At 48.3% G+C, this 16,789-nt stretch carries 15 protein-coding genes; 4 read left to right on the top strand and 11 right to left on the bottom strand.

Annotated features, from left to right (window positions below; translation table 11 throughout):
- Positions 1 to 5: 5 nt before the first annotated feature.
- The 11 genes from FXY30_RS01040 to rpmH form a co-directional block, all read right to left on the bottom strand.
- The gene (locus FXY30_RS01040) at positions 6 to 1,124 is read right to left on the bottom strand and encodes a ParB/RepB/Spo0J family partition protein (RefSeq protein ID WP_071704975.1); all 1,119 of its coding nucleotides are present in this window, start codon (positions 1,122 to 1,124) and stop codon (positions 6 to 8) included.
- Between the two features lie 2 nt (positions 1,125 to 1,126).
- A complete protein-coding gene (locus tag FXY30_RS01035) occupies positions 1,127 to 1,924 on the bottom strand; it encodes a ParA family protein (RefSeq protein ID WP_071704974.1) in 798 nt (265 codons plus the stop codon).
- Complete coding sequence (locus tag FXY30_RS01030) at positions 1,912 to 3,153, bottom strand: CinA family nicotinamide mononucleotide deamidase-related protein (RefSeq protein ID WP_071704973.1); 1,242 nt, start codon at positions 3,151 to 3,153, stop codon at positions 1,912 to 1,914. Before FXY30_RS01030 ends, FXY30_RS01035 begins: the two co-directional genes overlap by 13 nt.
- A gap of 307 nt (positions 3,154 to 3,460) precedes the next feature.
- The gene (gene rsmG / locus FXY30_RS01025) at positions 3,461 to 4,189 is read right to left on the bottom strand and encodes a 16S rRNA (guanine(527)-N(7))-methyltransferase RsmG (RefSeq protein WP_071704972.1); all 729 of its coding nucleotides are present in this window, start codon (positions 4,187 to 4,189) and stop codon (positions 3,461 to 3,463) included.
- 1 nt (position 4,190) lies between these two features.
- A complete protein-coding gene (gene mnmG, locus FXY30_RS01020; protein ID WP_071704971.1) occupies positions 4,191 to 6,092 on the bottom strand; it encodes a tRNA uridine-5-carboxymethylaminomethyl(34) synthesis enzyme MnmG in 1,902 nt (633 codons plus the stop codon).
- A gap of 9 nt (positions 6,093 to 6,101) precedes the next feature.
- A complete protein-coding gene (mnmE, locus tag FXY30_RS01015) occupies positions 6,102 to 7,523 on the bottom strand; it encodes a tRNA uridine-5-carboxymethylaminomethyl(34) synthesis GTPase MnmE (protein ID WP_071704970.1) in 1,422 nt (473 codons plus the stop codon).
- Positions 7,524 to 7,559: 36 nt separating this feature from the next.
- The gene (gene jag, locus FXY30_RS01010; RefSeq protein WP_071704969.1) at positions 7,560 to 8,663 is read right to left on the bottom strand and encodes an RNA-binding cell elongation regulator Jag/EloR; all 1,104 of its coding nucleotides are present in this window, start codon (positions 8,661 to 8,663) and stop codon (positions 7,560 to 7,562) included.
- Positions 8,663 to 9,400, bottom strand: a complete 738-nt coding sequence (locus FXY30_RS01005) for a YidC/Oxa1 family membrane protein insertase (RefSeq protein WP_083428132.1) — start codon at positions 9,398 to 9,400, stop codon at positions 8,663 to 8,665. Before FXY30_RS01005 ends, jag begins: the two co-directional genes overlap by 1 nt.
- Positions 9,401 to 9,500: 100 nt before the next feature.
- A complete protein-coding gene (yidD, locus tag FXY30_RS01000) occupies positions 9,501 to 9,716 on the bottom strand; it encodes a membrane protein insertion efficiency factor YidD (protein WP_071704968.1) in 216 nt (71 codons plus the stop codon).
- Entirely contained in the window at positions 9,713 to 10,195 is a 483-nt protein-coding gene (rnpA, locus tag FXY30_RS00995) for a ribonuclease P protein component (RefSeq protein ID WP_071704967.1), read from the bottom strand. Before rnpA ends, yidD begins: the two co-directional genes overlap by 4 nt.
- Before the next feature lie 60 nt (positions 10,196 to 10,255).
- Complete coding sequence (rpmH, locus tag FXY30_RS00990; RefSeq protein WP_066925356.1) at positions 10,256 to 10,390, bottom strand: 50S ribosomal protein L34; 135 nt, start codon at positions 10,388 to 10,390, stop codon at positions 10,256 to 10,258.
- A gap of 495 nt (positions 10,391 to 10,885) precedes the next feature.
- Between rpmH and dnaA the strand changes: the two genes are divergently transcribed.
- The 4 genes from dnaA (at position 10,886) to gyrB (ending at position 16,775) form a co-directional block, all read left to right on the top strand.
- Positions 10,886 to 12,349 carry a chromosomal replication initiator protein DnaA gene (gene dnaA / locus FXY30_RS00985; RefSeq protein WP_071704966.1) on the top strand — a complete coding sequence of 488 codons (1,464 nt, stop codon included), beginning with the start codon at positions 10,886 to 10,888 and terminating at the stop codon, positions 12,347 to 12,349.
- A gap of 166 nt (positions 12,350 to 12,515) precedes the next feature.
- Positions 12,516 to 13,625: a DNA polymerase III subunit beta gene (gene dnaN, locus FXY30_RS00980; protein WP_071704965.1), complete on the top strand. Its 1,110-nt coding sequence runs from the start codon at positions 12,516 to 12,518 to the stop codon at positions 13,623 to 13,625.
- A 39-nt stretch (positions 13,626 to 13,664) separates the two neighbouring features.
- A complete protein-coding gene (recF, locus tag FXY30_RS00975; RefSeq protein WP_071704964.1) occupies positions 13,665 to 14,747 on the top strand; it encodes a DNA replication/repair protein RecF in 1,083 nt (360 codons plus the stop codon).
- Between the two features lie 96 nt (positions 14,748 to 14,843).
- The gene (gene gyrB / locus FXY30_RS00970; protein ID WP_071704963.1) at positions 14,844 to 16,775 is read left to right on the top strand and encodes a DNA topoisomerase (ATP-hydrolyzing) subunit B; all 1,932 of its coding nucleotides are present in this window, start codon (positions 14,844 to 14,846) and stop codon (positions 16,773 to 16,775) included.
- Positions 16,776 to 16,789 lie beyond the last annotated feature (14 nt).

Raw genomic sequence — 16,789 nt, 5'->3', positions numbered from 1 at the left:
TCCTTTCAATGTTGGTCTGACGCGCTAAACCGCTCCAACAGTCGGTTTAAGTCTTCTTCATTATAGCAGGCGATCTGCACACTCCAGCCCTTTCGACGGGAAATGACCGCTACAGGCGTCTCCAACGCTTCGGAAAAGCGACGCTCCACATCGACCAGAAATGCATCCGTCGTTTTCGGCTTTTTACGCCGATTTTCAACCTCCTGCACACTCGCACGCCCTTCCGTGAGCAATTTAAGATAGGCCGCACGTTTTTTCAAATCTTTTTCAGCCAATAAGGTGCGCGCTTGTGACGATGTCAGTTTTCCCTCCCGTAACGCCTCCAGGGAAGCTTCATCCAATCGTAGCAGACGCACCGCATTCGCAATGTATGGACGCGATTTCCCTAACGCTACGGAAAGCTCCTGTTGTGTCATATGTCGCTCTTCCATAATGTGCTGATACGCCACCGCTTCCTCGACCGGCGACAGATCCTGACGTTGCACATTTTCCACGACGGACAGTAGCATCTGCTCCTCGGGGCGATCTTCTCGCAGCACAACGGGAATTTCTTTCAATCCCGCATGGCTCGCCGCACGATAGCGGCGCTCCCCGGCGATAATCCGATACGGCGCATGACCCGGCGCTGTGTATTTCTCCACCACAATCGGTTGAAGCACGCCGTACGTGCGAATGGATTCTGTCAGTTCGGCTAAAGAAGCTTCCTCAAAATTCTTTCTCGGTTGGTCCGGATTCGGCTCTATTTGATCCAGTGCCAAATGCTGCATGGAGCGCAACACCGTTTCCGTTGCCGAGAGCTTGGATTCCTCTTTCGCTTTCCTCTTTGTCGAATTCGCAGACGTCTTCGCTGTATTTGCGGTCTTAGATGTTGACGAAGCTTTGCCGGCCGATTGACTCGTTTTGCCGGCCTTCGTTGCTGCTTTTGCTGACGCAGCGGCTTTCGTTTCCGGCTTTGCTACCGTCGTTGTGTTCTTCGACGGCTTTGCCGCTGTTTTTTTCGGTTCCGGCTGCACCGTCTTTTTCTCATCCGTTGGTTTTTTCGTGTCGATGGTTGGTTTTTTCTCTTGTTTGCTGTTGGGAATCAGTGCGCCCAACCCCCTGCCCAATCCTCTTTTTCGTGCCATACTTACTCCTTATCTTCTACAGGATCCTTTCCATGCTTTCTTTTAATTTCTTTCGACAGCTTTATATATGCCTGCGCCCCTTTCGAGTATTTGTCATACGTTACAGCGCTTTCTCCGAAAGAGGGTGCTTCTGCAAGACGGACATTACGCGGGATTTCGGTCTCAAAAACCTTTCCTTCAAAATAGTGATTGACCTCGGCACGTACATCCTGTGCTAAATTGGTGCGCGCATCATACATCGTCAAGAGCACACCTTCCACTTCCAGTGTGGGATTTAAGCTTGCCCGTACCAAGGACAGGGTCTTAACCAATTGGCTTACCCCTTCCAGCGCGTAAAACTCGGTCTGTATCGGAATGAGAACCGAATCGGACGCCACCAGTGCATTCATGCTCAACATTCCTAAAGAAGGCGGACAATCGATCAAGATGTAATCAAATTGTGCGGCAACCGGTATGAGTGCTTTTTTTAATCGCTGATGTGCATCCGGCATCGCTGCCGATTCGATTTCAAAGCCCGTAAGATCCGCTGTTGACGGCACGACCTTCAGCGTTTCCTTTCGCACACTCTTCCAAGACTCCGCAAGCGTAGCCTCCTCCAGCATCACCGAATAAACATCGGGGCTTTCCGTGTTTTTTTCGAGTCCGAATCCGGATGTGGTGTTGCCTTGCGGATCTAAGTCAATCACCAATACCTTTTTCTTAAATAAACCTGTCAATGCCAGCGCAGCAGCTAAATTTACGACGGTTGTTGTCTTCCCCACACCGCCCTTTTGGTTATATATGCTGATTATTCTTCCCATAACTCACCCTTCATCATCATGATCGCATAATCTACAGCTAAATTCTTGGCCCGATTGCGGATGTGGTTTCTGTCACCGTGCAAATCGTGCTGAAAAACGCGCTTTTTCCCGTGGTATCGAATGCCGACATAGCAAAGTCCTACATCTTCTCCTTCCGGTCCGGCATAACCGGTTGTTGCAATGCATAGATCGCTTTTTGTTTTTTCGTGTAGCCCCTTTAACATGCTGCGACAAACACTTTGACTTACCGCCGTATGCTTCTCCAGCTTATTATTCGGCACGCCTAAAATAGTGTGCTTTGCGCGGTCGCTATAAACAACAAAAGATTCTTCCAACACATTTGATGCGCCCGGCGCTTCTATGATCGTCGATGCAACAAGTCCACCCGTTATGCTCTCTGCGGTCGACACGTGTTCCTTCCGTTCCTTCAAGATGCGTACCAAAACCTCCGATCGCGACTCCTCGCCAACAGCCACAATGTATTTGCCCAGCTTCTTCTCCACCTGCAAATACGCCTTTTCTATCCGTTCCTTCGCTTCTATGTCTGTGGGAGCCTTCGCCGTAATGCGAATGAGAGCTCCGTCCTCTTTCACATAGGGTGCGATCGTCGGATTTATGCCGTTAACGATTTCCTCCTTCAGGATTTCATTGATACGGTATTCGCCTAAAATGCCAAACCGTACTACAAGGGATTCGGTCACGCTGTCTGACCATTTATAAAGAATCGGGCGAAGCTCCTTCTCCACCATGGGAATCATTTCCTTCGGAGGCCCCGGTAGGATTACGATATAACCTTGTTTTTCGCCCTGGTTGAAGGGAATAACTGCGCCGGAAGCAGTTCCAACGTGATTCTTAAGAATAGTGGAGCCTTTTGGAAAGGTGTAGACAATTTCATTGTCTTTTCTCGCCTTTTCATTGTCGAACCATGTTTCAATTGTGCTCTTGTTATACGTGCTCACCTGTGTTCCCTGATGCAGAAAATCGATGACGACGCGTTTCGTAATGTCGTCATCCGTAGAGCCAAGCCCTCCTGTTAAAATAACCGCATCCGACCTGCTGCAGGCCAACTGTAACGCTTGTTTCAGTCGCTCTACGTTATCGCCAACCACAGAAGTGTGAAACACGTCCAACCCTACTTCCGCACAAAGGCGTGACAAATACTGTACGTTCGTGTTAAGAATGTCTCCCAGTAAAATTTCCGTCCCTACAGAAATGCATTCAACAATCATGTTCTCTCTCCAAAATGTTTCACATGAAACAATTTTTCCGTGGCCATTCTGCCTGCAACAATTATAGCAAAGGAACTTCCTAAGGGCATATCATATTAATGACTATGTGTTTCAAAATGTTTCACATGAAACATTTTGAAACGAAAGTTGTTGCCCCGTGACCTCGCTCTCCTGTTTCAGCTTAAAATGTTTCACATGAAACATTTTTTCATTTATATGCTATATGCGAAATTTTTGTGTGCAAAAAAGCCACCCCAAAATGTTTCACGTGAAACATTTTGGGGTGGCTTACATCATTGGTTCTTCCTTACAGAGGACGCTTTTTAGCTTTTCCCTTTCCTCGCGGATACCGGTTCGGAGTGGGGCGTTCTTTTCGTATGCGCAAATTCACGCGTTGATATTGCTGCTCGGTCCAGGTGAATTCATCTATCTCGATTACCTCTCCACCCAGTTCCGCTAAAGCATTTTTAGCGTCCTCGACCTCCTGGCGTGCGCCCGGTCCTTTCATCGCAATCAGTTCGCCTCCGATGCGCAACGCAGGAAGCGTATATTCCAAGAGCGTAGGAAGCGGTGCCACCGCTCGCGCCACCACGTAGTCATAGCTCTCTCGATGGGCGTTTTCAGGTGATGCCTGTAAAAAATCTTCCGCACGCGTATGAAACAACGATACATCTGCTAATTCCAGTGTATGAACAACCTCTTTCAAAAATAGGATCCGCTTGTTCAGACTGTCCACCAACGTCAAGGACATGGTGGGATTTAAAATCTTCAATGGAATAGATGGAAATCCCGCTCCTGTACCGATATCGACAACGCGTCCGGAAATGCCCTCCGGGAAAAAGCGAAGGATACTGAGGGAGTCCAAGAAATGTTTGTTGTCTATTTCCGCCGCCTCGGTTATCGCTGTGAGATCCATCTTGTTGTTCCACGCCAGAAGTAACGAGCGATATTCTTCAAATTGACGACACTGTAATTCCGTCAGTGTGAAACCCAGCTTTATTGCGCGCTCCTGGAGCCCGCTCTTCTGATCATACATTCTAAGACTCCTTTTCCTTTCGCCTTTTCATCTCCAGATAGATCAGCAGCACATTCATGTCTGCTGGGGATACACCGCTGATACGAGAGGCTTGGCCGATCGATTCCGGCTGAACGGCGTTGAGCTTCTCTGCGGCCTCTTTTTTTAAGCCCGAAACCAACGTATAGTCCATGGTGTCCAGTTTGCGCCCTTCCAGCTTCCTAAATTGTGCAATTTGCGCATTTTGCTTCGCAATGTAGCCTTCGTATTTGATTTGTGTCTCCACTTCCATTCGGATTTCTTTGGGCAGTTTTTCCCGATCCGGGTCGAGAGGAGATAGCGAGGCATATGTCAATTCAGGGCGTCGAAGCAATTCCGCCAGCGTAACCCCTGTCTTGAGTGGGGAAGAGGACTGTGCGATCAAAAACGCATTGGTTTCTTCCGTTGGAGTAACCATCCGTGTTTTTAAGCGTTCTTCTTCCTTTGCAATACGCTCCCACTTTGCTTTCATGCGCTTATAGCGTTCTTCTGATGCAAGCCCAATCGTATGGCCAATGCCGGTCAGGCGCAAATCCGCATTGTTCTGACGAAGGCTTAACCGATATTCGCAACGGGAAGTCATCATTCGATACGGTTCATTGGTTCCCTTGGTTACCAGATCGTCAATGAGAACGCCTATATATGCTTGGCTGCGGTCAAGAACGAGAGGGTCCTTGTTGGTCAGGAGACGGGCGGCATTGATGCCGGCCATCAAGCCTTGCGCCGCAGCTTCTTCATAACCGGAAGAGCCGTTGACCTGTCCGGCAAAGAAAAGTCCTTTACAGGAACGCGCTTCCAAGGAGCTTTTCAAGGCGCGCGCATCAATACAGTCGTATTCAATTCCATAGGCGGATCGCATGATCTCCACGTGCTCCAGGCCCGTAATAGTGCGATAAAAAGCCATTTGCACCTCTTCCGGAAGCGTGGTACTTGCGCCTTGTACATACACTTCTTCTGTGTCTCTACCTTCCGGTTCCAAGAATATCTGATGCTGCGGATGATCCGCAAAGCGCACCATTTTATCCTCGAGGGACGGACAATAACGCGGCCCGACGCCGTGTTTTTCCCCGGAATACATGGGGGAGCGATGAAGATTTTCCTCAATAATGCGTTTGGTTTCGTCCGTTGTATAGGTCAAATAACAGGGCATCTGATTCGTCGCATCATAGCTCTTATCTTGGTTCAAAAACGAGAAGGGGACGATTTCCGGATCGCCATCCTGTACAACGAGCCGAGAATAGTCAATCGAACGGCGGTTCACGCGGGCCGGCGTTCCGGTTTTAAAGCGTTTTAAGGGAATGCCCGCTTTCCGCAAGGCGTCACTGAAATAAAGGGAAGGACGCAGCCCATGCGGGCCGGAGGAATAACTTACGTCGCCCATAAGAATAGTTCCGTTTAAGAAGGTCCCGGTACAGATGATGACCGCCTGCGCTTCATAAAAAGCACCCTGCAAGGTGCCGACGCCGCGTACTTGACCGTCCTCTATAACCAGCTCAACGGCTTCTCCTTCAATCAGCTGTAGATGTGGTTGGTCTTCCAAGCGTTTCTTCATGCATTCGTGATAACGGCGCTTGTCTGCTTGCACGCGAAGGGAATGGATGGCCGGCCCCTTGGATGTGTTGAGCATGCGGGATTGTAAAAACGTCTCGTCAATGACTCTCGCCATTTCGCCGCCAAGCGCATCCACTTCACGCACCAGATGACCTTTTCCCGTGCCGCCGACGTTCGGATTGCAGGGCATGTCGCCAACCGAGTCCAAGCTGATGGTCAACATGACAGTTTCCATACCCAGTCGTGCGCTTGCTAAAGCCGCCTCACAGCCTGCGTGTCCGGCACCGATCACAACCACATCTACCGTTTTGCGTTTGTAATATTTTTTGTCCATGGTGTTCCCTTATTTCCCTACACAAAAATCATGAAAAATTCGATCGAGCACATCCTCTCCGGCGCGTTCGCCGGTAATGTCCGCTAAACGATTGTAGCTGTCGCGCAAGTCTACCTCCAATGCATCCAGCACCACGCCGCTCGCCAAGGCCCGGCGCGCTTCTTCCAGCGCTTCCTTTGCCTTCGTTAAACGGTCAATATGGCGCATGTTGGACAGCATGGCCGGCTGCTTCGGCGCAGCGCCATGAAAAATACGCTCCAGTATGGCGTCCTTAAGTCTATCCAAGCCGGTTTTCTCTTTGGCTGACAACGCAATCCAAGGAATGTCCGGTTTTTCGTCTTGCCAACGATCTCGTGCACTTTGCATGCTGGGGGAGAGAGGAAGGTCCTGCTTGTTTAAAAGAATGATCACAGGCTTATCTGCCACCTCTTGCAGAAAGGACTCCTCGTCCTTCGAAAATGGCCGGGAACCGTCGAGCATCGCCAGAATCAGATCGGCTTGTGCTACCTGGCTTCGACTGATCGTCACCCCGATGGATTCCACGGTATCTTCAGTATCGCGAATGCCTGCGGTATCAATCAGCCGTAAGCAGACGCCGTCCAAAATGTAACTTTCTTCAATGGCATCGCGTGTGGTGCCGGGAATATCCGTTACAATCGCACGCTCGCGACGTAAAAGAGCATTCAGTAAAGAAGATTTTCCGACGTTGGGACGACCGGCAATGACGGTTGCAATGCCTTCCCGAATGAGTCGGCCGCTGTTCGCGTCCTGCAATAAAGCGTCCATGCGTTGCAGAATGGCCTCCGCTTCTTCCAGCATCGGTTTCGTGGGAAGCTCCTCTTGCGCATCTTCCATAAAATTGATGGCATATTCCACATGGCTGAGCAGGTGCAACATACTCTCTTTTAGCGCGTTGATTTCAGAAGAAAGTTCTCCGGAAAGCTGCTGCAAAGCCTGTGTCTGTGCCTGCTCCGTTTTGGCGTCAATGATGTCCATGACCGCCTCTGCCTGTGCAAGATCAATGCGTCCGTTTAAAAACGCTCGGCGTGTAAATTCACCTGCATCGGCCAATCGCGCACCACAGCGAAGTACACAGGCCAAAACCCGCTTCACCGAGATCGCGCCACCATGGGTGTTGATTTCTGCAACGTCTTCGGCCGTATACGTATGCGGCCCCGGCATACAGGAGACCAGAACCTCATCAATCCGCTCGCCGTTCTCGACGATCCAGCCATAACGAAGACGGCGATACTGCGCAGGGGAGAATGGTTTATTCTCGGCCGGTTGAAATAAGCGATGGACGATGGAAAAAGCATCCGGGCCGCTCAATCGAACGATGCCGATGCCGGATGGCCCTAAAGACGTCGAGATGGCGGCAATCGTATCTTCTCGAAAGTTTCCGATCGCTGTTGTAGAAGTCGTTTTTGTCATACGATAAAAAAGGCACTCCTTCGGAGTGCCCCCTTTCTATTCTTTATAGAGAATCACCACTTTGCGATGTGGCTCACGGCCTTCCGAAACCGTTTCGATGTGTTCCATATCCTGCAACGCGGTATGCACAATACGTCGCTCGTACGCATTCATCGGTTCCAGCTTTACCGATCGTTTGCTGCGTCTGACTTTTTCCGCATTGCGTTCTGCCAAACGGGTGATGTTCTGTGCGCGACGCTTGCGATAATCGCCGACATCCAGGTAGACGCGATAATGGCGTTTGCTGATTCGGTTGAGCGTGACTCCCAAAAGATACTGAATGGCGTTCAGCGTTTCCGCACGTCTACCGATCACAATGCCCATATCCGTCTCGGAAATGTCTGTCATCTCAACGCGCAGGTTTTCCTCTTCGATAAAGAAGTTAAGCTGTGCGGTAATGTGCATTTCCTCCAGAATGGAAGACAGCCAGTTCTCTGAAAAACGAATAATCTCAACGTTGTCCAACTCTCGCGTTGGCGTTGTACTCTTTTTTACCGAGGTGCTTTCGGCAGAAGCAGCTTCCTCTGTCGATGCGCTTTCGGCGGAAGGAGCCTTTTGCGACGCAGAGGACTCTTTATCAGCACCCACAAGGGAGATTTCCTGCTTGCTCTGTTCGCGCTCCACTTCTTCATGAATGCGATCGAGAAGACTATGAGCGGGCTTTTCTGCGACAGCATCTTCTTGGGGAAGGGAAGAGGGCACCTCGGCCTTGCTTCCTTTCGCTTCAGCTTCAGTATCCGGCTCCTCGGCCTTGGTTTCCGCCACTTCCACCTTCGCTTCCGGTGCTTTGGAAACTACCTTTTCCGCTTCAGGCTTCGTTTCCGCAGTATTCAACGCAGCAGAAGCACTCGCCGTTTTGTCATTCTGTTCTTTTTTTGCGACCGGTTTGGCCGGTTTCTTTTCATGGAGAACATCATGCAGAGTGGATTCTTTTCGCGAGACACGTACAATTGCTTCTTTTGTGCCGAATACGCCTAAAAAGCCGGATTTGGCTTCTTCCATAATTTCAATGCTGACATCATCCAATGTGGCATCTAATGCCTGTAAAGCGGCTTGCACTGCTTCATCTACGGTTTTTCCCGTTTTGACAATGGATTGCATTACTTACCTCCCTCTGTCGCACTATGCAGCTTGGAACGATTGATCAATGCAGCGATACCGCGGTAAAGCAGTTCCAGCAGGTTGCCGAATACCCAGTAAAGCAGAAGTCCGGCGGCCCAATTCACCGACAGAAAATAGAACATGACGGGCATGAGCATAAAGGTGATGTTCATATTTTTATTCATCTGCTGTTGCTGACGCATCGGGCCAAAAAGCTGAATGCCTAACTGCGAAATTGCGTTGAGCAGCGGTAAGCCGAACCAGGTAAGTGGATCGCTCTTAAGCAGGTCGGAAATCCAGAAGAAATTTTTGGAAATCGCCGAAAAGTTGTCCAGAGAAGAAGCCATGTATTTCGCCGGTTCTCGCAGGACGTTAAATAAAGCGATAATCAACGTCAATTGAATCAGCATCGGTAAGCAACTGGAGCAGCCCATCATGGAAACGCCCTCTTCTTTGTAGAGCTCCTGTGTTTTTTGCTGCAAAATGCGCTCATCGTAGCCGTATTTTCTCTTTAATTCCTCCGTCTTGGGACCCAGCGCCTGCATTTTTGCTGACGATTTGGTTGTCTGGGCCATAAGAGGAATGGTAATCAGCTTACTAATCACGGCCATCACAAGAATTGTGATCGCAAAATAAGACATCCGCGCCGGTTCTGCGAAACTGTTGGCAAGGAAGTGATAGATTTGTCCCATCATCCAGCCAAAAATATCGCTCAGCGGAGAAAAGATGTTTTGCAAGTTATACCTCTTTTTCTGTTTAGGAATTCATCGAGTCGGCACCCGCTTTCTTCCGCCTTCGCTCATAGAGAGCAAACGAAAGAATACCTTTCGGAAGGTATCAGGGAAGCAGAGGATCTTCTCCTCCTTTTTGAAACGGATTACATCGGAGAATTCGCCAAAGGGTGAGCATAAGCGCCGTTGAAAAACGAAAGCGCGTAAATGCTTCCAACGCATAATGTGAACACGTCGGATGGAAACGGCACTTTCCTCTTCCCAGAAGGGGGGAAAGAAAACGCTGGTAGCCACGTATCAAAAAATAGGCGATGCGGTTCATAACAGATGACTTTCTTTGACAACAGAATCCGCGACGGCATGAAAAGCCGCATTTGCTGTGGACTCTGTAGTGTTGTTTTCCGCTTTCGTCTGTGAAGACGGCATATTGCGTTGCGTCGGCGTTTCGGATCGTTTCGTTTTCGTTTCCATGCGCTTTTTCCACTGCGCAAGGCAGTGCAATAACGATTGTTCAAGCTGTTGAAAAGTACACGTTTTTGCCGATGGCTTCGGCAAAATCACGTAATCAAAGCTCTGTGGGAAAGTCTGCTCATGGGCGCGCACAATCTCGCGAAGACGCCTTTTCGTGCGATTGCGTTCATGCGCTTTTCCGAATTTTTTAGACAACGAAAATCCGTAGCGATTGTGCCCCAGGTGATTGCGAAAGCCGATGATTTTAAAATCGCGATCATACGCGGGAATACCGCGTCTATACACGCGTTGAAATTCATCATTTTTCCGTAAACGAAAAGAACGTTTCATACTTTTCCTTTTTTTCTTCACCCGAACTTCACCCGAAAAAAAATAGGCCCTGTACCGGACCTATGCAGACAGTCTCTTGCGACCCTTCAAGCGTCTTGCTTTTAACACACGACGTCCGGTTTTTGTGGACATTCTGGCACGAAATCCATGATCTTTTTTTCTCTTATGCTTATTCGGTTGATAGGTTCTTTTCATCTCTTCCTCCTTTCCTATTCTCGGCGCATCGCTCGCGCCTTTCCTGCGTCGCTCGCAGGAGAAGAGTATCGTTGTTATTATATTGAGGCTATAAAATGGTGTCAAGATGCATGAGGCGGAAAAGCGCAAAATAGCCGCTTTTTTCCATAAAAGCGAAATTGTGGATAACCGCCTTTGTCACGAAAAAAGGCATTCTATGATATAATGTCAGCATGTGTGAACCTGTGCTTTTTCCTATGGGAAGCTCTCTTATCCACATTTGTTGATAAGTTGTGTATAAAGTAGAGCAAAAAGTATAGAAAAGGCGTAACTTTTCGTTTGCCCGTCGATTTTCCTTGTGGATAAGTTTTTCCGCAGCATCGATTGTGGATAAGTGGATAAGTTATATGCAATCGAGCCGAATCGAACAAGAAAAAAGTAAATCCCGTCTTTTTTAGACGGGCAATCCATCGAAAGAAACGGTGGAAAAGTTGGTGGATAGTGATTGGGGAAACGATGAATGATTTAACCATGATTTGGAATGAAGTCCTCAGTATGTTGGATATTCAACTGAATCGTATACAGTTGAAAAATTGGCTTCAACCGCTTATTCCGGTTGCCCTTCATGAAAATACGTTCGTTTTGGACGGCACCAGCGCTTTTATTCATTCCATGGTCGAAAAAAAATACAAGAGCGACATCGAACGGTGCCTTTCTTACATTTGTGAGAAAGCCATTCGTGTGGAACTCATTGATCCGAGTATGCCGGATTATGAACAGCGTCTCCTCGGGGCAGAAAAGGAAGGTCGCACCATAGAGGAGGATGTCGTTTCTTCGACACCGGAAGAAGCAACAGCATACGAAAATCCACAGGAGATTAGCCGGAAACTGCGCGAAAAAAATGATTTTTTGGAGCAACAGCACCGTCGCAATGGCTATAACACGTTAAATCCGAAATACACCATGGAAAGTTTTGTGCGCGGAGCCAGTAATGACTTTGCGTACGCGACGGCCATTGCGGTGATTCGTGCGCCCGGAAAAGTATATAATCCCCTTTTTATCTATGGTCTTTCCGGCCTTGGAAAAACACACCTCATGCAGGCGATTGCCCATGAGATTTTGCAAACGGATCCACAAAAAAAAGTTCTTTATATCACCAGTGAAAATTTCATGAATGAAATGATTGCGGTTATCGAGAACGGTACCAATGCGGAAAAAGAGAATTTCCGTCATAAATATCGCTCCATTGATGTGCTTCTCATTGATGATATCCAGTTCATCGCGGGAAAAAAAGCGACAATGGAGGAAGTATTTCATACTTTTAATGATCTAAAAGAAGCGGGAAAACAAATCGTTCTCTCCGCGGATAAGCCTCCAAAAGAATTAAAAAATCTGGAAGACCGCTTGGTTACACGCTTTGAAGGCGGCATGACCGTGGATATTCAGCAGCCGGATTTTGAAACACGCGTGGCAATTTTAAATCATAAAATGAAAGGGGAGTCCATTAAACTTCCACAATATATTCTCGAATTCATTGCCAACAACATTACGGCGAATATTCGGGAATTGGAAGGTGCGCTTTTGCGCGTATTGGCCTACTATCGCTTCAAAGAAGGTTCGGAAGAGCTTTCTAAAGAAGAGGCGATGGCGATTGCACGAGAAGCGTTAAAAATCGAAGAATATACAGAAAGCAAGCTTTCTGTAGAGGAAATTATTCGACGCGTATGTGAATATTACAATCTTTCTCTTCACGACATGACCTCGAAATCCAGACAGGGATCCATTGTTCTTCCTCGTCAGGTTGCCATGTATCTGTGTCGGGAATTAACGAATGAATCTCTGGTGGCGATCGGACGCGGATTTTCACGGGATCATACGACTATCATGCATGCTGTGGATAAAATACGTGCAAGAATGGAAAAAGAGCCTTCGTTGAAAGAAGACATCAATTCGCTGGTAACGCAATTGACCCATACCTGAGAAAGTGGACAGCTGTGGAAGGAAAACGAGGAAAATAATCTTATCCACAAAATCTGTCCCAAAGGATAGAGAAGATCCTGTCGAAAGGAGATCCTCTTTTCCACAGAATACACAAGCCCTACTACTAATGCTACTAACGTATTACTACTATAAGGGAGGAGCAGAGATGAAAATTCAAGTGTTGCCAAGTGAGTTGGTTAAACTCATCGGACAATGTCAACGAGCCATTTCCACGCGTACAACCATGCCGATCTTGGAATGCATCCGTTTTGAGGCATATGGCGAAACCCTAACACTCACCGCTACCGATTTGGAGTTGACGATTCAAACATCCATGCCCTGCAAGGTACTGGAAGAAGGTGTCATGGTGGCAGCCTCCGCAATGATCGGCAATATTTTCCGTAAACTTCCCGGTGCCATGGCTACGGTAGAGGAAAATCGCGGGGTGCTGAAGATTCGCTGCGCGGAAAGTCATTTCGATCTACAGGTGCCAAGTGCTTCGGATTTTCCGGAGGTTCCGGAAGTGAATAGCGAGCGCATGACCGTGATTGCGAACGATGTCTTGGCGCAAGCTATCACCGAAACGGAGTTTGCAACGTCGCTTGACGAATCCAAAATCGCCTTGACGGGCATTTTCTATGAACGTCGTCCGGAAAATGTGCGTTTGGTTACGCTTGACGGCTATCGCCTGGCTGTGCGAGATATTGCTTTGGATGCGCATCAGGAAGTGTTTGAAGAATCGATGATCGTTCCGAAGCGTTGCATGATTGAACTGTCGCGTTTGCTTCAGCCGGAAGAAAACACGGTGATTCGTTCGGTTCCCGGTCATATTTACTTTGAAAGTGGTTTACTCAAACTCTATTCTCGCCTGATTGATAAGAATTTCATCAATTACGAAGAAATTATTTCCGATGAAAAGAAGTCGACCGTCATCGTTGACCGGCAGGCGTTTCGGGATGCGATTGAACGCGCTTCCCTTCTGACACAAGGGGAACGTGCACATCTGATTAAATTGGATTTTCAGGAAGAGGGACTGCACATTGAATCCAATTCGGAATTAGGGCATGTCGATGAATTTGTAGACGTGGATTGTAAGGGGGAAAATTGCTGCATCGCTTTTAATGCGAAGTATTTGTTGGATGGCGTGCGTGCCCTGCAAAGCGAGCGCATTACGCTGGCCTTGAACGGTACGTTAAATCCGATGATTATTCGTCCTACAGAAGAGGAAGAATCGTACCTCTATCTTGTGTTACCGGTGCGCATTGCCGGACAGTAAAGAAGAGGCGTTCGGCAAAGAAAGCGGAAGGAGGAAGAAGTGAGCCTTCTCGAATTGGTATTGATTAATTTTCGCAACTATGAATATGAAAAAATACCATTTTCTGCCGGATGCCACGTCTTTTACGGAGCGAATGCACAGGGAAAAACGAATTTGCTGGAAAGTGTGTATATCACCGCCAAAGGATCTTCTTTTAAGACAACGACAGATAAAAAATTGATCCGTTTTGGAGAACGTTCGGCCTATATCCGTGCACGTATCTTGCAAAAGGAACGTGAAAAGAATGTAGAAATCAAGTTTTCCATGGTGGATCGAAAGCGTTGTCGCATCAATGAAGTAGAACTGGATCGTGCGGAGGAACTGACGGAGCAATTCGATGTGGTGCTGTTTGCGCCGGAACATTTGGAATTGGTGAAGGGGGCGCCTTCCGAGAGGCGATCGTATCTCAACTCGTTATTACTTTCGACGGATCCGACCTATCGTCCGCTTCTTCGACGGTATGAAAAAGCTCTTTTTCAGCGCAATCAGCTTCTAAAAACGCAAGGATCGTACTTTGAGGAACAGCTAGCGAGTTATGATCAGGAACTGGTTTCTTCGGCGGTTCCGTTGGTGAAGAAGCGACGTGCGATGGTGAAACAATGGGAAGAGGAGACGATTTCGCTGCATCATCAGCTCAGCGGGAAACGGGAAACTTGTCGCTTCACCTATGTGACAAACGGGGCGGAGGAGGAAGAAGTCTTTCGAAAACGGCTGGAAGAGAATCGAGCGCAGGATATGGAGATGCGAACGACACAGATCGGTCCTCATCGTGACGAAGTGGAGATGACGATTAACGGACTTCCCGCAAGGCTTTTCGCTTCACAGGGACAGGCAAGAACCTTGACACTTTCCTGCAAATTAGCGGAGCTAAAAATACGGGAAACAACCCATGGTCTGCGTCCATTGTTGCTGTTGGATGATGTGTTTTCCGAATTGGACAAGCCACGAGCGAAAGCGTTATTGCAACTGATTCGTCCTTATCAGAGTTTGGTGACGACAAATGCGGCGGATTTTCTTCGTCGCGAGGCAAAAGAGGCACACTTTTATCGTGTGCAGGATGGACATATTACGTGTCAAACGTAGGACATGTGTTTATAAGAAACAGTTGATCAATGACAGACAGGAGAATGCCGGCACTCTCGGCTATCACGTTCCTGCCGGGAAGAAGAAAGGATTTTTATGGCACCAAGACAAAATGTGGAATACGGAGAAAAAAATATTCGCGTTCTGGAAGGATTGGAAGCGGTACGTGTCCGTCCGGGCATGTACATCGGTTCCACGGATGAACGCGGTTTACATCACCTGGTGTATGAGGTGGTTGACAACTCGGTGGACGAAGCCTTGGCGGGACGCTGCGATACCATTCGCATTACCCTACAAAAAGATGGCGGCTGCCGTGTATGGGACAACGGCTCCGGTATTCCGGTGGAAAAACACCATCAGACAGGAAAATCCACTTTGGAAACGGTATTGACCATCTTGCATGCCGGTGGAAAATTTGACAGCGAGGCGTATCGCTTTTCCGGCGGTCTGCACGGTGTCGGTGTTTCGGTGGTTAATGCGTTGTCGAGAAAACTCATCGCCGAAGTGCGTCGTGACGGCAAGCTCTATCATATGGAATTTTCAAAGGGAAAAACGGTAGAGCCGTTGAAAGTAGTAGGAGAGGCCGAGGATACCGGCACCGAAATTACTTTTTATCCCGATCCGGAGATTTTTGAAACATTGGATTTTAAGCCGGAGACGCTGGAACGGCGTTTTCGTGAGATGGCGTTTTTAACGGCCGGTGTGCGCTTCATTCTGATCAATGAGCAGGAGGAAGATGAGCAACTGCGGGAGCAGGTATTCCACTACGAAGGCGGCATCAGCGAATTTGTGCGCTATTTGAATCGAAATAAAGATCCGCTTTTTGAGGAAGTACCGCATTTTCAAGGTACGAGTGAAGGGGTGGAAGTGGATATTTCCCTGCAATATACCACCGGTTATGCGGAAAATATCATCTCCTTTGCCAACAACATCATTACGGGTGAGGGCGGAACGCATTTGACGGGTTTCCGTTCGGCGCTCACAAAAACACTGAACGACTACGGAAGACGTTTTAATCTCATCAAAGAAAAAGAAGATAATCTCTCCGGTGAAGATGTGCGGGAAGGCTTGACAGCCATCGTCAGTGTGAAAGTGTCCAATCCGCAATTTGAAGGACAGACCAAGTCGAAGCTCGGTAGCAGCGAAGTGCGCGGCATTGTGGATACCTTTTTGTCGAATGAACTTTCTACCTATTTGGAGGAAAACCCCAAAATCGGAAAGATTGTCATTGATAAAGCCATGAGTGCGCAACGCGCGCGGGAAGCGGCTCGCAAGGCGCGGGATCTTTCCCGCAGCTCGCGTTCCATTTTGGACAACACCACCCTTCCGGGAAAATTGGCCGATTGCCAAGAAAAAGATCTTGCGGTCAATGAAATTTTCCTCGTCGAGGGTGATTCCGCCGGCGGTTCGGCCAAAACAGGTCGTGACAACCGCACGCAGGCCATTCTTCCTTTGCGCGGAAAAATTTTGAATGTGGAAAAAGCCAGTGCCCATCACATCTTTGCATATGAAGAGATCAAATCCATGGTGACCGCTTTCGGAACGGGCATCGGCGAAAACTTCGATCTTTCGAAATTGCGTTACGGCAAAATCATCATCATGACGGATGCCGATGTGGATGGTGCGCATATTCGCACGTTGCTCTTAACATTCTTCTATCGCCAGATGCGTCCGCTCATCGACGAGGGACATGTCTATATTGCGCAGCCTCCCCTGTTTCGCATTGTGCAGGGCAAGAACGAGCGCTATGTCTATGATGAAAAAGAGTTGGCCCGCATACTCCAAGACCTTCCGGAAGGATCGTATAAGCTCAACCGTTATAAAGGTTTGGGAGAAATGAACGATGATCAGCTTTGGCATACGACGATGGATCCGGAGCATCGCATTCTGTTGCAAGTGAAGATTGATGAAGAATCTTCTTCCGTGGATGACACGTTTACGCTTCTCATGGGCGATAAAGTGGAACCCAGACGAGAATTTATCGTGAAGAACGCTACCAAAGCGGAAAATATTGATACGGTCGGCTAAGCGAAAATTTTCTC

This window comes from Murdochiella vaginalis (assembly GCF_902381775.1).
GTDB lineage: Bacteria > Bacillota > Clostridia > Tissierellales > Peptoniphilaceae > Murdochiella > Murdochiella vaginalis.
This window is presented reverse-complemented; position numbering and strand designations above follow the sequence as displayed.

Coding starts and splice junctions, on each gene's coding strand:
- rsmG (WP_071704972.1), bottom strand. CDS start 4,189: ATGTATGATCAGAAGAGCGGGCTCCAGGAGCGCGCAATAAAGCTGGGT.
- dnaN (WP_071704965.1), top strand. CDS start 12,516: ATGAAAATTCAAGTGTTGCCAAGTGAGTTGGTTAAACTCATCGGACAA.
- mnmE (WP_071704970.1), bottom strand. CDS start 7,523: ATGACAAAAACGACTTCTACAACAGCGATCGGAAACTTTCGAGAAGAT.
- dnaA (WP_071704966.1), top strand. CDS start 10,886: ATGAATGATTTAACCATGATTTGGAATGAAGTCCTCAGTATGTTGGAT.
- gyrB (WP_071704963.1), top strand. CDS start 14,844: ATGGCACCAAGACAAAATGTGGAATACGGAGAAAAAAATATTCGCGTT.
- rnpA (WP_071704967.1), bottom strand. CDS start 10,195: ATGAAACGTTCTTTTCGTTTACGGAAAAATGATGAATTTCAACGCGTG.
- rpmH (WP_066925356.1), bottom strand. CDS start 10,390: ATGAAAAGAACCTATCAACCGAATAAGCATAAGAGAAAAAAAGATCAT.
- FXY30_RS01030 (WP_071704973.1), bottom strand. CDS start 3,153: ATGATTGTTGAATGCATTTCTGTAGGGACGGAAATTTTACTGGGAGAC.
- yidD (WP_071704968.1), bottom strand. CDS start 9,716: ATGAACCGCATCGCCTATTTTTTGATACGTGGCTACCAGCGTTTTCTT.
- mnmG (WP_071704971.1), bottom strand. CDS start 6,092: ATGGACAAAAAATATTACAAACGCAAAACGGTAGATGTGGTTGTGATC.
- jag (WP_071704969.1), bottom strand. CDS start 8,663: ATGCAATCCATTGTCAAAACGGGAAAAACCGTAGATGAAGCAGTGCAA.
- FXY30_RS01040 (WP_071704975.1), bottom strand. CDS start 1,124: ATGGCACGAAAAAGAGGATTGGGCAGGGGGTTGGGCGCACTGATTCCC.
- FXY30_RS01035 (WP_071704974.1), bottom strand. CDS start 1,924: ATGGGAAGAATAATCAGCATATATAACCAAAAGGGCGGTGTGGGGAAG.